This window comes from Pseudomonas sp. AM8 (genome assembly GCF_036346475.1).
Taxonomy (GTDB): Bacteria; Pseudomonadota; Gammaproteobacteria; order Pseudomonadales; family Pseudomonadaceae; genus Aquipseudomonas; species Aquipseudomonas marginalis.
This window is the reverse complement of sequence record NZ_JAOTNX010000010.1, coordinates 18,301-36,054: the sequence shown is the minus strand read 5'-3', so window position 1 is coordinate 36,054 and position 17,754 is coordinate 18,301. Positions and strand designations below refer to the sequence as shown.

Annotated in this window: 12 protein-coding genes; 4 read left to right on the top strand and 8 right to left on the bottom strand. The window is 63.3% G+C overall.

Annotated elements, in window-relative coordinates; genetic code table 11:
• Positions 1–15 precede the first annotated feature (15 nt).
• From V3W40_RS22490 to V3W40_RS22480, 3 genes are all read right to left on the bottom strand, one after another.
• A complete protein-coding gene (locus V3W40_RS22490) occupies positions 16–5,412 on the bottom strand; it encodes an Ig-like domain-containing protein (protein ID WP_330215663.1) in 5,397 nt (1,798 codons plus the stop codon).
• A gap of 52 nt (positions 5,413–5,464) precedes the next feature.
• Entirely contained in the window at positions 5,465–6,298 is an 834-nt protein-coding gene (locus V3W40_RS22485; protein WP_137212691.1) for a sulfotransferase family protein, read from the bottom strand.
• Between the two features lie 116 nt (positions 6,299–6,414).
• Positions 6,415–8,019 carry a glycosyltransferase family 39 protein gene (locus V3W40_RS22480; RefSeq protein ID WP_137212690.1) on the bottom strand — a complete coding sequence of 535 codons (1,605 nt, stop codon included), beginning with the start codon at positions 8,017–8,019 and terminating at the stop codon, positions 6,415–6,417.
• 200 nt (positions 8,020–8,219) lie between these two features.
• Here V3W40_RS22480 and V3W40_RS22475 point away from each other — a divergent pair, with 200 nt between their 5' ends.
• Both V3W40_RS22475 and V3W40_RS22470 read left to right on the top strand, forming a co-directional pair.
• On the top strand, positions 8,220–8,807 hold the full coding sequence (locus V3W40_RS22475; protein WP_137212689.1) for a phage tail protein: 588 nt from the start codon (positions 8,220–8,222) through the stop codon (positions 8,805–8,807).
• A 55-nt stretch (positions 8,808–8,862) separates the two neighbouring features.
• Positions 8,863–9,171: a DUF6916 family protein gene (locus V3W40_RS22470; RefSeq protein ID WP_137212688.1), complete on the top strand. Its 309-nt coding sequence runs from the start codon at positions 8,863–8,865 to the stop codon at positions 9,169–9,171.
• Here the strand turns inward: V3W40_RS22470 and V3W40_RS22465 are convergent.
• From V3W40_RS22465 to V3W40_RS22450, 4 genes are read right to left on the bottom strand one after another with little or no spacing between them, the layout of a single operon-like run.
• A complete protein-coding gene (locus tag V3W40_RS22465; protein WP_330215662.1) occupies positions 9,147–9,662 on the bottom strand; it encodes a GNAT family N-acetyltransferase in 516 nt (171 codons plus the stop codon). The genes V3W40_RS22470 and V3W40_RS22465 overlap by 25 nt on opposite strands.
• A 15-nt stretch (positions 9,663–9,677) precedes the next feature.
• A complete protein-coding gene (locus V3W40_RS22460; RefSeq protein ID WP_323147390.1) occupies positions 9,678–11,777 on the bottom strand; it encodes an HlyD family efflux transporter periplasmic adaptor subunit in 2,100 nt (699 codons plus the stop codon).
• Positions 11,774–13,093 (bottom strand): efflux RND transporter periplasmic adaptor subunit, encoded by a 1,320-nt coding sequence (locus V3W40_RS22455; RefSeq protein WP_323147391.1) that lies wholly within the window; start codon positions 13,091–13,093, stop codon positions 11,774–11,776. Before V3W40_RS22455 ends, V3W40_RS22460 begins: the two co-directional genes overlap by 4 nt.
• Complete coding sequence (locus tag V3W40_RS22450; RefSeq protein ID WP_330215661.1) at positions 13,090–13,866, bottom strand: efflux RND transporter periplasmic adaptor subunit; 777 nt, start codon at positions 13,864–13,866, stop codon at positions 13,090–13,092. The genes V3W40_RS22455 and V3W40_RS22450 overlap by 4 nt, the downstream gene beginning before the upstream one ends.
• A 162-nt stretch (positions 13,867–14,028) precedes the next feature.
• Here V3W40_RS22450 and V3W40_RS22445 point away from each other — a divergent pair, with 162 nt between their 5' ends.
• Together V3W40_RS22445 and V3W40_RS22440 are read left to right on the top strand one after the other, a co-directional pair.
• Positions 14,029–16,191: an outer membrane assembly lipoprotein YfiO gene (locus V3W40_RS22445; protein WP_330215660.1), complete on the top strand. Its 2,163-nt coding sequence runs from the start codon at positions 14,029–14,031 to the stop codon at positions 16,189–16,191.
• Positions 16,188–16,892 (top strand): DUF3142 domain-containing protein, encoded by a 705-nt coding sequence (locus tag V3W40_RS22440; RefSeq protein ID WP_330215659.1) that lies wholly within the window; start codon positions 16,188–16,190, stop codon positions 16,890–16,892. Before V3W40_RS22445 ends, V3W40_RS22440 begins: the two co-directional genes overlap by 4 nt.
• Before the next feature lie 198 nt (positions 16,893–17,090).
• Here the strand turns inward: V3W40_RS22440 and V3W40_RS22435 are convergent, their stop codons facing one another.
• A complete protein-coding gene (locus tag V3W40_RS22435; RefSeq protein WP_065924676.1) occupies positions 17,091–17,669 on the bottom strand; it encodes a hypothetical protein in 579 nt (192 codons plus the stop codon).
• Positions 17,670–17,754 lie beyond the last annotated feature (85 nt).

Here is a 17,754-nt window from a genome sequence, read left to right as displayed (position 1 = left end):
CGAAATTAAGTAGGTTCAAGCCTGCATTTCGCTGATGCCGACTTGTTGCAGTGCGTGTGCCAGATCGATCACCTGGCGATGCTCCCTCTCGTTGATCTGTTGCAGTTGTTGGCCAAGGGTCGGTGCGCCAAAGACGCCGCGCAGGCCTTGGGCCGCATCGCCGCCGCCCTTGATCGACTGGCTGTCGAACGCTTTGAAGCCTGAGTCGCTGCCACCGGTGTCGCGGTTGAACAGGCCCGACAACGTGCTTGAGCCAAACACCCCGCCGTCGCCGCCGCCGAAGCCAAGGAAACCCTGGCCACTGCCGTCCCCGCTGCCATCGGTGCTGAACACCTGGGCGATAAAGCTGGGCGACGACGCGCCGTTGTTGATGAAAATGCTGCCGATGGGCGGCAAGCCGCCACCCATCTCACGTTGCTCGAACAGTGGCGGGAAACCGAGGGGCGAACCCAGATCGCCACCCGGACGGCCGAAGATGATCGGCTGCAACGGCTGGTTCGGCGCATCCTGGGGCGCAACCGGAACGGTGACACGGAAGAGGGGGTCGCCCGTCAGCGCAATGGTGTTGATCGCAAAATTGTTGGAGTTGGCAAAACCGCTGCCAGCGTTGCCTGCCAGGTCTACCACCAGGCTGGAATCCAACGTGATGAAGTTGCTCGGATCGTTGATATTCGCCGTGGGTGTCAGGGTCGCAGTCCAGGTCTTGCCGCCGTCGTTGGTGGCCAGGTTGGACAAGGTGCCGTTGGCCACACTGAGGTCATCAAGCTCGAAGCCGCTGACCTTCTCGCTGAAGGTGAAGGTCACCGTGGTGGTCTGCCCGACTGTCAGACTGGGGTTGGCTATGCTGATGGTCGCGGTCGGCCGCTCTCCATCAATCGCAAAGTTGTTGGAAATTACGATGCCGCTGCCGACGTTACCCGCTGCATCATTCACCAGGCTGGTATCCAGCACGATCAGGTTGGTGGCATCGCTGATGGCCGCCGTCGGCGTCAAGGTGGCGGTCCAGGTTTTACCGCCATCGCTGCTGGCCAGGTTGGACAAGACAGCGTTGGCCACGCTCAGGTCTGACAGATCGAAACCGCTGACCGCTTCACTGAAGCCGATGGTCACCGTGGTGGTCTGCCCGATGCCCAGGTTGTTGTCAGCCACAGAGATAGTTGCGGTTGGGCGCTGGGTGTCAATCGTGAAGTTGTTGGAATCGGTGGTGCCCACGCCTGCGTTGCCAGCGCCGTTGATCAGGCCGGTATTGTCCAGGGTGATCACGTTGGTGGTGTCGGAAGTACTGACGCTCGGTGTGAACGTGGCCGTCCAGGTGACGCCGCCGTCGGTGGACGCCACGTTGCTCAACGTGCCGTTGCTGACGGTCAGGTCACTGTTGTCGAAACCGCTCACCGCGTCGTTGAAGGTGATGGTCACCAAGGTGGTTTCGCCGATGCTCAGGGACGAATCGGCAATCACGATGGTCGCCGTCGGCACGTTGGTGTCGATGGCGTAGTTGTTGGAACTGGTCGTGCCCGTGCCGGTGTTACCCGCCCCATCGTTGACCCCGGTGTTGTTCAGGACAATCAGGTTGGACGCGTCGGTGACCCCAAGGCTAGGTGTGAACGTGGCCGTCCAGGTGATGCCGCCATCGCTGCTGCTGACCGCGCTCAACGTGCCATTGGCGACGCTCAGGTCCGAATTGTCAAAACCGCTGACCGCCTCGGAGAACGTAATGGTCACCAGCGAGGTTTCGCCGACGCTCAGCGCAGTGTCAGCCACCACGATGGTGGCGGTCGGGCGCTGGGTATCGACGGCGTAATTGTTGGAGTCGGTGGTGCCACTGCCGACGTTGCCCGCCCCATCCACGACGCCGGTGTTATTGAGGGTGATCAGGTTGGTGGCATCGCTGGTGCCGGCGCTTGGGGTGAAGGTCGCGGTGTAGGTGATGTTGTCGCTGGTGCTCAGGCCCGAAATCAAGCCGTTGGCGACGGTCAGGTCGGCCAGGGTGAAACCGGTCACCGCCTCACTGAAGGTAATAGTGACCACGGACGTTTCGCCGACCTTCAGCGCGGTGTCGGCCACCACGATGGTGGCAGTCGGGCGCTGGGTATCGATGGCGTAATTGTTGGAGTCGGTGGTGCCGCTGCCGGCGTTGCCCGCCGCGTCACTCACGCCGGTGTTATCCAGGGTGATGAGGTTGCTGGTATCGCTGGTACTGGCGCTCGGTGTGAGCGTGCCGGTCCAGGTGACGCCACCGTCGCCGCTGCTCAGGCCGGTGACCGTACCGTTGGTGACCGTCAGGTCGGCGCTGGTAAAGCCTGTCACCGCTTCGCTGAAGGTGATGGTCACCAGCGAGGTTTCGCCGACGCTCAGCGCGTTGTCGGCCACCACGATGGTGGCAGTCGGGCGTTGGGTATCGACAGCGTAGTTGTTGGAGTTGGTGGTACCACTGCCAGCATTACCGGCCGCGTCGGCCACACCGGTATTGGCCAGGACGATCAGGTTGGTGGCATCGCTGATGCTGGCACTCGGCGTGAGCGTCGCGGTCCAGGTGGTACCACCGTCGCTGCTGCTCAACCCGCTCAGGGAGCCATTGGCAACGGTCAGGTCCGCCAGGGTGAAACTGGTCACGGCCTCGCTGAAGGTGATCGTGACCAAGGACGTTTCGCCGATTGTCAGCGCGGTATCGGCCACCACGATGGTGGCAGTCGGGCGCTGGGTATCGACGGCGTAATTGTTGGAGTCGGTGGTGCCGCTGCCAGCGTTGCCCGCCGCGTCACTCACGCCGGTGTTATCCAGGGTGATGAGGTTGCTGGTATCGCTGGTACTGGCGCTCGGCGTGAGCGTGCCGGTCCAGGTGATACCGCCGTCGCCGCTGCTCAGGCCGGTGACCGTACCGTTGGCGACCGTCAGGTCGGCGCTGGTAAAGCCTGTCACCGCTTCGCCGAAGGTGATGGTCACCAGCGAGGTTTCGCCGACGCTCAGCGCAGTGTCAGCCACCACGATGGTGGCGGTCGGGCGTTGCGTGTCGACGGCATAGTTATTGGAATTGATAGAACCCACACCGACATTGCCACTGAGGTCCGCCACGCCGGCTTTATCCAGGACAATGAGATTGGTGGCATCGGTGATAGCCGCGTCCGGCGTCAGCGTGGCCGTCCAGGTGATGCCGCCGTCGCTGCTGCTCAGGCCGCTGATTGAGCCGTTGGCAACGGTCAGGTCGGCGGTGGTGAAACCGCTGACTGCTTCGCTGAAGGTGATGGTCACTACGCTCGTTTCGCCGATCCTGAGGGCGGTGTCGGTGACCACGATGGACGCCGTGGGTGCCACGGTATCGTTGACGATGTAGTTGTTCGAGTCAGTGGTGCCCACGCCGGCATTGCCAGCCAAGTCGGCCACGCCGGTGTTGTTCAGGGTGATGATATTGGTGGTGTCAGCGATGTTACCGGCTGCGGTCAACGTCCCCGTCCAGGTGATCCCGCCGTCGCCACTGGTCAAGGTCCCGACGCTGCCGTTCTGCACGGTCAGGTCCGCCGCGGTAAGGCCGGTCACGGCTTCGGAGAAGGTGATGGTCACCAGCGATGTGCCGCCGGAGTTCAGGTTGGTATTGGCGACCACGACGGTCGCGGTGGGTGGCGTCTCGTCCGGCACATAGTTGGTGTTGATGGTGCCGCCGTCACCGTAGACGTTGGCCACCGAAGACGGCGAAACACCCGCGGAGCCCGCACTCGTCCCCCCCACGCCACTGCCGCCAATGTTGCCGGCCAGTGCCGCGAAGTTGGCGGCGGTAATCAGGATCGAGCCTTTGTTCCAGATGGCGCCGACCCCGACGCCGCCCGCGCCGCCTGCCTGGAGATAGCTGCCGCCGGCCCCGCCCCCCCCACCGCCGCCACCCGCGCCGACGTTGTTGGAGATGGCCGAGTTACCGATGATCCGCAGGGTCGCGCCGGTGTCGTTGTAGATCCCCCCCACCGCACCACCGCCGTCACCACCGAAGTTGTCGTACCCGTCACCGCCACCGCCACCGCCGATGGACAATCCGCCACTGGTGGCCGTGCCACCGGCCGAACGGGTGCTATAACCCGGATACGCCGCACCGCCGGCGCCCCCCGTGGTGGAACCGCCACGCCCACCGATGTTGAAGAAACCACCGCCCGCACCGCCCTGCCCCGCCGTGCCATTGGAGCCCGTGGAGTTGAGCGTGTCGCCGCCCCTGCCGCCGGTGCCGCCGGTGATCGCGCCGCCGCCGCCGCCGCCGCCCCCGGCATATTGCGGCGTTACACCGCCACCGCCGCCACCGCCCGAAGCGGCGTTGGCGGTGACCGTAACGTTGCGCAGGGTCAAGGTGCCGGCGTTGTAGATACCACCGCCCTTGGACACCAGTGCATCGTCACCGCCGTTACCACCGTTGCCTGCCACCATGCCCCGGGTAATGACCAGGCCATCGAGAGTGGCCGTGGTACCCGCCGTCACGTTGATGATCTGGGTGCGGTATTGCCCATCCAAGGTCACATCGGCCACGTTGTCGTTATTGAGGTCACCATCGATAGTGACGTTCTTGTCGACCACCAGCACCGACGTCAGCCCGATGGTCATGCTGGTGTTGAACGTGACGATATCGCCGTTCTGCGCAGACGCCAGCGCCGCGCGCAGGGAACCCACGCCGCTATTGAGATTGTTAGTGGCGGTCCAAGTGGCCAGGCCCCATTGATACTCGCTCATGGCGCTGGCCGACAACACGTTGGCGCTTTCGATATTGCCCGTGGCGATTTCCAGGTCCCAGTCGCCGCCCAGGCCGGTGCGGTCGGTTGACGCCGCCACGTCGCGGCCGGTCAACTGCGCCAATGAATCGACCAGGCTCAAGCCACGCTCGCCTTCGGCGGTGTAGCAGCCATAGATCAGGATATCGCCACCGACGTTCATGTCCTGGCCGATCTGCGCCAGCACCTCGCTGCGGGCCTGGACGTTATCCGCCGACAGGTAACTGTTGCCCAACCACAAATCGCCGGCGTTACCGTGGGCGATGATCTGCACCGAGCTGACGCCCTGGTGGCTGTCCAGGTAGTCGGCGATCTGCTGCAAACCGTCCCTGGTCGCATCCAGTTGCACCACCTGGGTACCGGGCGCCACGCCTTCGAGCAGGCTGGCGGAATCCTTGACTCGTGAGTCGACGAACAGCACGCTCTTGCCCGGCACCGCCGCATGGGTCGCATCGACCTGGCCCTGGGGCGCGTGCGTGTCCACCGGCTGATCCGCCGAGGGGGGCTTGGCCGCCTCGGCCGTAGGCTGGGCATCCGGCTGCGCCGCATCGACCACGGTTGCCGCCACCGCACCGTCGAACAGCATTCGCGGCTCCAGGAACATAATCATTGGCGATGCCAGGGCATGTGCCCCCTCGATTACCCGCGATTTGCCTTTGTTCCACCACATGACGATCACCTGGACTCGAACGCTTTGAACACGCAAAAAAGAAAAGCCGCAATCAGCTGATCGCGGCGTCGGTTTTCATACGAATGACATTGGCTGCACTGGCAGACCCATCGCGCCAGAACGACAACGCGGCATACTTTTCAAACAGGTCCGGCGGTAACACGGTTCGCCGGGCCTGCGGCGCGACCTTGGGCTTGACCTTGTGCAGGCCGGCAAGCCCCAGCGCCTCGTCAAAGGCCGGTGCGTCGTAGGTCAGGTGATTGAAATCATGTTCGAACCACGGTTCACCGATGAACTCATACACCAGCCGCATCACGCGCTCCGGGGCCTGGCTCAACAAGTCGTAATCGACGATCAGCAACGACTCGGCGTTCTCGCCGTAATACGCCTCTTTGAGCGCCGTCCAGGCAAAGCCTACCAAGCGATTACGCTGGGCCAGGGTTTCGCAACGGCTGTACACGGTGTTGCGCTCGTCATCGTCATTGAACAGTTTGGTGTTCTCGAACGGATTGGCGCGGTACAGACGTTCAAGGCTGTCCAAGACCCACGCCACGTTGCGCACGCAGGCGATTACCTTGGCCTGTGGGAATAGGTCATGCAGCGCGGGCATGCGCGCGCACCACTGGCGATTGGTGTCGAACACCACCGGGGTGGAGGTCTGGTTGGCGTAATAGGCGTCGAATAGCCCGCGCAACAAACGGCGGCGAGTGCTGGCATCGATTACCGAGCCGAACTCACTGCCGGCGCTGCATTGCGCCAGCACCCCATTGAATAAGGGACTTACCGGGCTGCTCATGCCGGCGTGAAAACGCGGGTTCTGCAAGAGGATCGCAGAAAGCAGGGTCGAGCCGGAACGCGGCAAGCCGGAGATAAAGTGATACTGCATCCGTTCACCACTTTGTAGGACAACATCCATTTGTCGCCGAAGAGTAGTTGAAGATTGCACGCACCACTAGGACGCAGTTGCCACCATTTTGATATTCCTTTCATAACGAATGGGTATTAGCGGCAACCTTCCGGTCGCAAGGGCTCGGGGCCGCGGCACAACACATAAAGACGCGCCCTCGCCCCGCCGCCGTCTTGTTGGCTGACTAGTCGCCAATCCGCTGGCAGCGGCGCAAATTCGTCCGGCTGTTCGTTGCTGCTGATCAGCCAGACACGCCGGGTATCGGCCGGCAAATCCGACAAGCGGTCGAGGTAGATGCGCCCGCCGTCCTGGTCCACCAGGGTGCCAAAGCCGTAGGCATTCGGCCGGGTTGGCGTGCCATCGGCCTTGGGCGGGGTGTAGAGCTGCAACTGGGCGTCGGTCTGGTCGTAATACACGTAGCTGAGGTACCACAGCATGTCACTGAGAACGATGCGGTCGTCTTCCTGGTAGTTGCGATTGACGAACTCCACTGGGCCGTTGAACTGGTCATGTTCATCCACCGTGAAGTTGTTCTTCAGCCCCAGCAGTTCCACACCGACCAACAGCACGAACAGCGCCGCCCCCAGCAGAGACAGGCGCGAGGGCAAGCGGTCGATGGCTATCGTCACCAGAATCGGCAAGCCCAGGGCGTATACGGTGAGGTAACGCTCGATAAACACCGGGGAGATAAACGACACGCCGTAGACGAGTAACAGCGGCAACAGGAAGAACAGCGCCAACAGGCTGGCCGGACGATAACGCTCGCGATCACGCCAGGCCGTAACACCCACTACACCCAGCAGCAGCAACGGGAACAGCCAGAACAGCGGCGCCCAAATGCCCAGGCCCTCATCCTGGAGCAGAAACTGCCAGATCATCGACGGCACGGAGAGCAGGCTGACCGGGTCTTCCCAGCCTATATCGCCGCCCACCTTGAGTTCATCGACATGCTGCACCAGGCCCAGCAGGTTCGGCAGCCAAGGCAGGTACAACAGCACGATGGCCACGTTGGCCAGCCACCACTGCCGACGCAGAATCAGGCGCTCGCCAGGCCGCTGGGACGTGCACAGCACGCCCAGCCACGCCCAATGCACCAGCACGCACAACGCGGTGAAGTAGTGGGTGTAGAAACCGGCGGCCATCAGCAACACGTAGGCCACCAGGCAGCGGCTGCGTTCGGGTTGGCGCACCCAATACACCAGCGCCAGCGTGGCGGCCAGCAGCCACACGCCGAGCAGCGAGTACATCCGCACTTCCTGGCTATAGCGCACCGCCGTGGGCATCAGCGCCAGCAGTACACCGGCCAATACAGCGGCACGCTGGGTCGACAGCTGGCGCGTCAGCCAGACGCCAAGCCCCACGACCACCACGCCGGGCAGCGCACTCATGCTGCGTATGGACCAGATCCCATCGCCAAACAGCTCGATCCAACCGCGCAGCATGAAAAAATACAGCGGCGGGTGCACATCATGGGCGGCGTGAAACCACAGGTCGTCCAAGGCGTATTCACTGAGCAGCAGGCTGGAACCTTCGTCGCCCCAGATCGCCGCCGCCGTCAGGCCATAAAAACGCACGGCCATGGCCAGCGCCAGGATCGGCAACCACCATAGCCGGCTCAGCCATCCGGCGCCTGCCCAGGCGCCGTTGTACGCGGCAATGGCCGCAGCCTTTTCGTCTTGCTCTACCACAGACCGTCGCACCTCAATTCCCCTGCCATTGCCTGTTTCCAGGGCAAACCCCGTGCATGCACAAACAGTCGCCACTCTAGGTCAAAAGCCCCCGGTTCGCTCGCTGTTTCGAAAGCGCAAGGCAGCGAGCGAGCGCTGCGTCTACGCTCTGCGGTGACGCCCGATCAGATTGGCGTCACACCCCGTAAAGCCCATACAAGGATGAACGATTCATGGAAGTATTCATCGGTACCATCCAACCCTTTGCGTTTAATTTCGCCCCACGAGACTGGGCCTTGTGCGCCGGTCAGACCCTTTCGCTCAGCCAGTTCCAAACGCTGTTCGCCCTGATAGGCGTCACCTACGGCGGCGATGGCGTGCAAACATTCAAGCTGCCGGACCTGCAAGGTCGGCTACCCATCGGCCAAGGCAACGGTGCAGGGCTGTCGCCACGGGTCACGGGCGAATTCGCCGGCACCGAAAGCGTCACGGCCACCCTGGCCAACCTGCCCGCCCACACCCACGATGCAACAGCGCTCGCCATCAGCACCTCGGTGCAGCTGACCAGCGTCGCCAGCAACCCAGTGACGGCGCCCACCGCCACCAACGCGTTTATCGGTGCTTCCGGCACTGGACCGGGCAGTGCCACGATCTACTCCGACCAACAAGGCGTCAGCCCGGTACCGCTCAAGGGCGTCGCCTCCACGGTGACGGGAACCCTCGCGCCTGCGGGCCAAGGCCTGCCCATGGGGTCGATGAATCCGTTCCTGGCGATCAACTTCAGCATTGCCCTGAACGGGATCTTTCCATCACGCAGCTGACACCTGCACGGGGCCGAGGCTTACAGGCCTCGGCCCTTCTGACGCGGAGCCTCCTATGTTGAACCTGGTCACCCCGGAACATTTTCGGCCGCTGCTGAACCGCACCAGCGTGCTGTACCTGCCCGATGGTTCGGCGCTGCCGATCCAGATCCAGCGCTTGAACGATGCCCCGCAAGCGAGCATGCCCGGCAGCCCTCGCGAGGCGTTCAGTGTGTTGCTCAACAGCCTGGAGCCTACCGACTTCGTCGATGGCCTGTGCCGTTTGTCACTGGCGGACACCTGCCTGGAACACGTGTTTGTGTCCCGCGAGCCCGCCATGGGCCGTGACGCGCAACGCGGTTATTTCTGTATCGTGTTCAACTGAGACGGGTACCACACCAAGCGCTGAGCGGCAGGCGTCGCTTCTTCCTCCCGAAACCCCAGCGCCAGGTAATGCTGGCGCGCATGAGGGTTGCTCGCCCAGACCACCGTGGCCACCGGGCAACACACCTGTTGTGCGGCTTGCTGCACGCCCTGCAGCACCGCCCGGCCAAAGCCCCGGCCTCGGGCGACGGGGATAAACGCCAGGTACAACACGCGGATTTCATTGGGCCCGAAGTCGGCACTCAAGGCGCCGATGGGGGTATCGAGTTTCTCGATCACGTAATGCAGCGCACCCGGAAAGTGCTCGCCCATGCCGCGCTCCTGAACCTGAAACTGCTGGGCGATGACCTCCTCCACCAGGGCCTGCTCACCATCGATCCACTGCAAGTCCGGGCGTGCCGAGCGGTAAAGCCTGTGCAAAAACGGCTCGTCGATACTGCGTGACGGGCGCACCGAGAGACCCAGCGCCAACGCGCCTTCCTTGTTCAACATTGCGTTCCACTCCTGTCAGAACCCGCTTTCCCTAACCCCCAACGCTGCCACCCGTCGCCAGGCCACACCCAGCACCGACTCACGGCGCCCTTGCAACACCACCACACCGCGCAGCGGCTGATGGGGTGTCGGGATCGGTTGCACACTCTTCAAGCGAGCGCCGTATTGGGCCTGTACCGGCTCCGGACGCTGGTTTTCGTCACGGCGTACGGCTATCGGCCCATGGTGGTCGGAGGTCAGCGCCTCTTGATCCAGGTAGGCCACGCCGTTGGCGTCGATGTCGGTCAATTCCACCGCGATGGCGGCGTGCATCGGGTCATCGGCGATGAAACGCCCGGTCGCCCCCGGCGCCACGCGCCACAATTCGGCTTCAGCCACATAGCCGCGCAGACGGGCGCCGTCTTCCACCACCCGCGCCAGCGCGTCCTTGGGTGACAGCCAGCGGCCCACGCTCAACTGCGGCAGCACATCGCGCACGATGCCGGCATGGGGCGCTCGCAACAGCAGGCGCTCACGCTGCGCGGCGAGGCCACGGTACTCGGCCAGGGCCTGGGACAGTCGCTGGTCGTTGATGCCCGCGTCCGCCGCCGTTTCACTGCGACCCGCCTGGCGGCGCATCTGCAACTGCAGGATCTCCACTTCGCGGCGCACGATACTTTGCCGGGCATCAAGGTCAGGGGATTCCAGCTCAATCAGCACCTGGCCCTGGCTCACCGTTTGCCCATCGACGACCTTCAACCCCTTGACCCGCGCCGCCACAGGCGCATGCAGCGCACTGGCGCGTCCCGCCTCGAGCATCGTCGGCAGTTCCACGGCGCTGCGCCATGGCACCACCAGCGCCAGCAGGATCAACAGCAACCCCAGGCCGGTCAGCAGCACCCTCGGCGCATAGGCCTGGCTGCGCCGGCTCCACCATTCGCGCCATTCCTTGAAGATTGGCAGGAAGATGAACCACACCAACTCCACCAGCATCAAGAAGATCCCGAGCAGTTTGAAAAACAGGTGGTACACCGCCAAGGCGATCCCCAGGAACAACGCTGCCCGCCACAACCACGCCAGGTAACCCCACCACAGCAGGCGCCGTTGCATCGTCGGTGACCAGGGCTCCGGCGCCGGCTCGCCGTAGCCGAACAGCCACTCACGCAGGCGCCAGCGGCATAGAGCGAATGCGCGACCTTGCAGGTTATCGACACCCCACAGGTCACTGATCAAAAAATAACCATCAAAGCGCATGAACGGGTTGAGGTTGATCGCCAGGGTGGTCAGCCACGTGGCACTGGCCAACATGAACGCCGCCGTGCGGGCCGGGCCGTCCGGCAACAGCGACCAGGCCAGCAGGGCGACACAGGCGAGCAACAATTCGGCCATCACCCCGCCCGCGCCGATCATCAGGCGAGAGCGGCGATCATTCACGCGCCAGGCGTCGCTCACATCGGTGTAAAACATCGGCAGCATCACCATGAACGCCACACCCATGCTCTGTACCCGGCAGCCGGCGCGCTTGGCCATGAACGCATGGCCGAACTCATGGCACAGCTTGGCGAAAAACAACGCGGTGCCAAAGGCCAGGGCGCCCCCCAGGCTGAACAGGTGCGGGAAGGTCGCCAGGAACCGCTGCCAGTCCCGCGCGACCAGAAACACGCCGAACCCCAGGATGATCGGCAAACCACAGCGCAACAGGCCCGGCCCGAAGCGCGCCAGCCACGGCCATGCCCGGTTGAGAAAAGCGTCCGGACGCCACAGCGGGATGCGGAAAAACAGGTATTGGTGCAGCAGGACTTTCCCCAGGCTTTGTTTCTGCGCGGCGGCTTTATACAGGTAGCTGGCCCGTTGTTCGGGGTCGAGGGCGGCGATCAGGTCGTGGGCGCGTAGAAAACTCAGCAGTTCATCTACCTCGCTGCCGCCCAGGGGCAGGCCCGGCTCACGGTTGGCGGCTTGCAGGACTTTTTCCGGGTCGCCCAAGGCCCAGTGGCGCAACAGGCGGATGGCGGTCGCACCGAGCTTGAAATAGCGCCCGCGCACCGGATCGGCGAGGGTCCAGCGCGGCGAACCATCCAGGGCGGCGCCGGCGCTGGACAGTTGCAGGTCTTCGCGCAGCTTGGGCAGGCACGTCACAGGCCCACACTCTGGCGCAGACCCGCCAGCGGTCGGCGCAACAGGTACAGGGCCAGCGGCGCGCGCTCGCCAAAGACCTTCGCGGTACCGCGCAGGCCAATACGCGGCGGCGCTTCATCGAACTGCGCGTCCAGGCGATAAGCCAATTGCCCGCCCGGAGTGGGCTGGGCCTCGTAGGCGGCGCGTTGCAGGGTGGCGAGATGGCGCTGCAACGGATCGCTGTCGAGGAACAGCGCGACCTGGGCGTGCGGCTCCAGCGCAATCGCATCGCCCACCGCCAGTTCAATGCGCAATTCGGCCTGGGTCGGGTCGGCGATCTGCAACAGGCGCTCGCCGGTCTGCACCGGTTTGCCGGTCCAGCGTTCGGCGTCGGCGAATACCGCGATACCGTCGCGTTCGGCGCGCACTTCGCTGCGCTTGAGCAACTCGCGGGCATAGTCACGCTCGGCGCGTTTTTGCTCGACCCGCGCGGCCAGCAGGTCGATGCGCGAACTGGATTCGGCATCGGCAAAGGCACGCTGGGCATTGGCCTTGAGTTCCGCTTCGGCCACGCCCAGGGCGCGCGCGGCCACATCGGCCTGAGCCGTGAGGGTGGTGCTTTCAAAACGCAGCAGCAGGTCGCCGGTCTTGACGACCTGGTTGGGTTTGACCAGGAATTCGGCGATCACCCCGTCCAATGGCGCTGCCACCACCTGCCCGGCCAGCGGCACCACTTCAGCCGGCGCCAATACCGATTGGCGCACCGGGATCAGCAGCGTGAGCAACAACGCAACGCCCACCAGCACCTGGCGCTTGCGGGTCAGGCGCAGCCGCCACGGCTGGCGCGGTTGCAGGGCGAGCCAGGCATGGCTGCAAGTATCGCCCCACTGCGCCAGCAACACCTGCTCGGCGGGTTTCCACGGCGTGTCCCGCGCCAGCCACAAACCACCGAACACGCGGCCTTGCGGGTCGATCAAGGGCAGCCAGAACACATGGCCGGCGGACAGGCTTTGCCAGTCGGCCTGCACCTGGGCGCTCAATTGCTCGGCCGGTACCACCCGTGCGTCCTGGCTCAGCGCCTGCTTGTGCAATTGCGCCACGGCCTGCTCGACGAACGCCACAAACGGCGCATTCGGGTCGACACTGCTCACCGCCGTCACCGCCCGCACCTTGCCGGCGATCAGCAGCGCCGCATGGCGATAGCCGAACAACGGCTGACCGTCGTTGACCAGGCCGTAGGCCAACTGCTCGATGGTTCGGGCGGCACGGGTCTGGTGCTCAAGCGCCAGAAACTGGGCGAATACCCGCTCGGTATTGCCCGGCATCGGGGCGTTCATTGCAGTTGCGTGAAGTGGGCGGTACCGCTCATGCCCGCCATCAACCCGGTGGCATTGGTCACAGCGGCAACCAGTAAGAGCGTCTGGCTACCTTCATCGATGCGGGCGCCGAGACGTTTGACGGTGGCGTTGAACGCCTGGCCGGTTTCATCCGGGGTAAAGCTGAAGGTCTGGCCGGGCTTGAGCTTACCCATCCAGCGCGACGGCACCAGCAGGTGGATTTCCAGGCTGCGGTTGTCGACGATTTCCAGCAGCGACGCACCCGCCGAAACACTTTCATAACGCTGGACCTTGCGCTGCACCACCTGGCCGTCATACGGCGCCAGCACGCTGCAGCGCTTGACCTGCACCTGGTAGACCTGGGATTGGGCCTGGGTTTCGGTGAGCTTGGCTTCGGCGCGGGCCACTTCAAAACGCCCGACGGAATTCAGTGCGGCCAATTGCTTGTTATGGGCCAGCTCTTCACCGGCACCACGGCTGGCGGCTGAAGCCGCATTGAGTTGGGCCTGGTAGGCCGAACAATCGAAGCGCGCCAGGGTGTCACCCTTCTTGAACGACTCGCCTTCGCTGAACGGCAGGTCGACAATGCGCCCGGATAATTCGCTGGCCAGCATTGCCTGGTCGCGGGCACGCAATACGCCACGGGCTTCACTGTCGGTGCTGGCGGCGGTCGTTGTGGAGGGATGATCCAACAGCGGATCGTCGGCCATGGCCATGGTTGCCACACCCAGCACACAGGAAAAACTTAACATCCATTTACGTAGGTGCGTCATGCGCATGCTTCTCCCTGAAGATCACCGCAGTCTAGGGCAGCAAGATTTAATTGCCACTATTCCCGCCCGACAAATCAGCAATTTGTGTAGGGCTTCACCGAAGCCTGCGTAGGAACACGTTATGATTGCCGCCCTCCAAGGACCCAGGATCAAGGACACGTCATGCGCATCGGTTTTCTCTCCCCCCTCGCACTGGCCCTGCTGGCCGGTATTTCCCAGCAGGCCCAGGCCAGTTCCGACGATTCGTGCTACCCCGATTGGCGTGTCTCGCGTGACAGCCTGGACCCTTGTAACAACGTGCCGTTCCTGAGCCCAGGCAATGACAGCCGGGCCAACCTGCGCCTGTTGCTGGCCGACAAAAAGGCCGCGCCGTTGGCGCCCAAAGCGTTGAGCGAAGATGACCTGGCCCAGGGTTTCGGCCCGGTGCCGTTCCCGGTGTATCGCCTGGCCGCTGCCTCCAGCGCAGAGACTGAGCCCGACTCGGACGATTCGCCTACCGCCGAACTCGACACCCTGCTGACGCCCCTGGGTATCAAGCGCGAGGAATACAAAACCGCTGGCGAAGCGTTCCTCAATGGCGAAGGCAGCCGCTGCCGCAGCAACGACGATGACAGCGCCACGGCGTTTATCCGCCAAGTGGTCAAGGCCGACATGCCGGCGGACGAGCGCGCGCTGCTGGCAAAGGCGCGGCTGCAACTGCTCACCACCTGCACCTGGGATGGCCCGGTGATCGCCGAAGCGCAGCAGATCCAGTCAGCCGGCGGCCAACTGTTTCGCACCTACCTGCAAGCCGCCGCCGATTTCTACAGCGGCCGCTTCGCCGAGGCCGCGCAAGGCTTTGCTGGCGTCGGCAGTGCACAGTCGCCGTGGCTGAAGGAAACCGCGCTGTACATGACCGCCCGCACAGCGCTCAACCAGGCCCAGGCCAACACCTATGACGAAGACGGCGTACCGCACCTGGACCGTGTGGATAAGCCCGCATTGGCCACGGCCGAGCAGGGTTTCAACGCCTATCTGAAAACTTACCCACAGGGCGAATACGCGGCCTCGGCCCACGGTTTGCTGCGCCGGGTGTACTGGCTGGCCGATGACAACACCCAGCTCGCCGACGCGTTCGCCTGGGCACTGACGGCCACCGACGAACAGCGCAATGTGTCGGAAGATCAGCTGGTAGAAGAAGCGGATCTCAAGCTGTTGATGGTCAACAGCGATACCGTCAAGACCCCGATGATCCAGCTCGTCAGCGACCTGATGGTGATGCGCGGCGGCAACCAGCCGGCCCTCAGCCGCGCCGACCTCGAGAAGCAAAAAGCCGCGTTCGCCAGCGAGCCAGAGCTCTACGACTACCTGCTGGCTGTGTGCGCGCTGTACATCGAGCATCAACCGGACGCTGCCTTGAAGCAGTTGCCGCAAAGCGTGCCGTCGAGCCTGAATTACTTCGCCTTCAGCCAGCAGACCCTGCGCGCCCTGGCCCTGGAAGCCAAGCAAGACTGGAAAGGCGCCGAGGCCTTGTGGCTGCAATTGTTGCCACTGGCAAAGCTGCCGTTGCAACGCGACCAGTTGGAGTTGGCACTGGCCATGAACTACGAGCGCAGCGGCCAACTGGCCAAGGTGTTCGCCAGCGATTCGCCGATCAGTGCCAGGCAGGTGCGCTACATCCTGCTGCGCAACGTTGCCGGGCCTGAACTGCTGCGCCAGCAGATCGCCCAGGCGAGCGATCCGCTGGAACGCCAGACCGCGCAATTCGTGCTGCTCTACAAAGACCTGCTGCGCGGCCAGTTCGCCACGTTCGCCGAGGACCTCAAGCAACTGCCGGCCCAGGCCCCCGAGGACAAGCTGGGCACCAGCCTGGGTTATGTCTACAGCGCCAGCCAGACGCTTAAGCTGTTCCAGTGGAACGGCGACAAGGCCGAATCCGGCTACGCCTGCCCCAGCATCGCGCAAACCGCAGCGACCTTGCAGACCGACGCGAAGAACCCCCAGGCCCTGAACTGCTTCGGCGAATTCATCCTGCGCAACAACCTGGACGGCATGCCTCTGGAGCAGGCCCGCGCCGCCGGCAGCCTGGGCAGCACCGCCTCGGACTTCAAGGGTGAAACCTTCTCGCGGCTCGACGGTTACCAACAGGTCATCGGCAACGCCAAGGCGCCGAAAAACGACAAGGCCTACGCCCTGTTCCGCGCCATCAACTGCTACGCGCCGGCCGGCTACAACAGCTGTGGCGGCAAGGACGTCGAACCCGGTGTGCGCAAAGCCTGGTTCCGCCAGCTGAAAAGTGGTTTCGCCGACACCCAGTGGGGCAAATCGCTGCAGTATTACTGGTGAAACACCTGTGGCTGGGCTTGCTGTTGCTGGCAAGCCCGGCATTCGGTGCCGTCGATGCCCGCGACTACGACGCCTTCTGGCTGTGGAGCGGCGTCACGCCGCAGCCGGTATTCAAGCAGGCCAAGACCCTGTACATCCTCCAGGGCCAGATCAACGCCACCCGCCGCGCGCCCCAGCGCGGTGTGCAGCTGATCGCCCAAGGCATCAGCGTACCGCGCCTCACCCGCGGCGACGTCTGGGTGGTCTACCGCGCCCACACCCTGCACTGGCCCGAACAGGTCTATACCCAACTGCTCGGCCAGGTACAACGCTGGCGCGACGCAGGCAACCCAGTGGTCGGCATCCAGATCGACTTCGACGCCCGCACCCAATACCTGCACGAATACGCCGACTTCCTGCGCGACCTGCGCCAGCGCCTGCCGGCCGATCTGAAACTGAGTATCACCGGCCTGATGGACTGGAGCAGCAACGCCGACCCCACCGCCATCAGCCAGCTCAAAGGCGTGGTGGATGAGGTGGTGGTGCAGACCTATCAGGGCCGCCAGAGCATTCCGGATTACGCGGCGTATTTGCCACGGATGAACCGGATGGGGCTACCGTTCAAGATCGGTTTGATTCAGGGTGGGGAGTGGGAGGAGCCGGGGTATTTGCAGGGGAGTGAGTGGTTTCGGGGGTATGTGGTGTTTTTGCAAAACCGTTGACATGAGTGTCAACCCTGTGCAAGAAAGTGTCCTCTGTCCGCGGACAGAGGACACTCGCTTTTGGAGCCCCATGAAAAGTCAAGACATCGTCATCCTGTTCAAACTGATCAGCCTGGAACTACAGGAAGGTTGTTCAACGCAAGACGTTGTCATCTTTATGCTTTTGCGGTCTTAAAAAACACTGCTCCCTGAGGACAATCACGACAGCCCTTGCTCGTGAAACGCCCCTATAAAGCCCAAGCTCCACATGCCCAGCCCGATAACGATCCAGATTGCGTTAGCCCAAGTCAGGCGATTGTTCGCCTCGCCATCTGTGTCGCCCTCGATCAGGTTCACCGCGCCTTGCACCTGCACGAACAGCGCTACCTGCACGATCATCAAGCACACGCTCAACTTCATTGCCGTCATGGCGGTGACGAAAAAAACGTAGGTAAAGGGTAACAACCCACACGCAATAAGCCCCAGCGCCATGGCTCGCGGCCACCAGCGGTACGGCGTACCGTCAAGCGCCAGTTTCTGCCTGATTTTCATCACCAGCGAATACAGAAAAAACACCGAGAAGAACGCTCGCACCAGCGGCAACACCTTTGCGCCAGTAGCCCGCCGATAGCAGGCCCACTGCTGGTAACACCAGTAGAAGAGATAAAAACCTTGGGACAGCAACACCATCAGGACCAGCTTGCGCGGCGCGACCACGAAGAATGTAGGTTGGATGGCGGAGACTGGAGTGCGCAGATCAGCTTGTGGAGGCGCGTAGGGGTTTTCGATGACAGACATCGGAAAGACTCACAGGTAATAATCGGACTGAAAGCTTAACGATCAAGGTTCACCAAGGTTTAAGGCAGCAAAAATCAAGAACGGT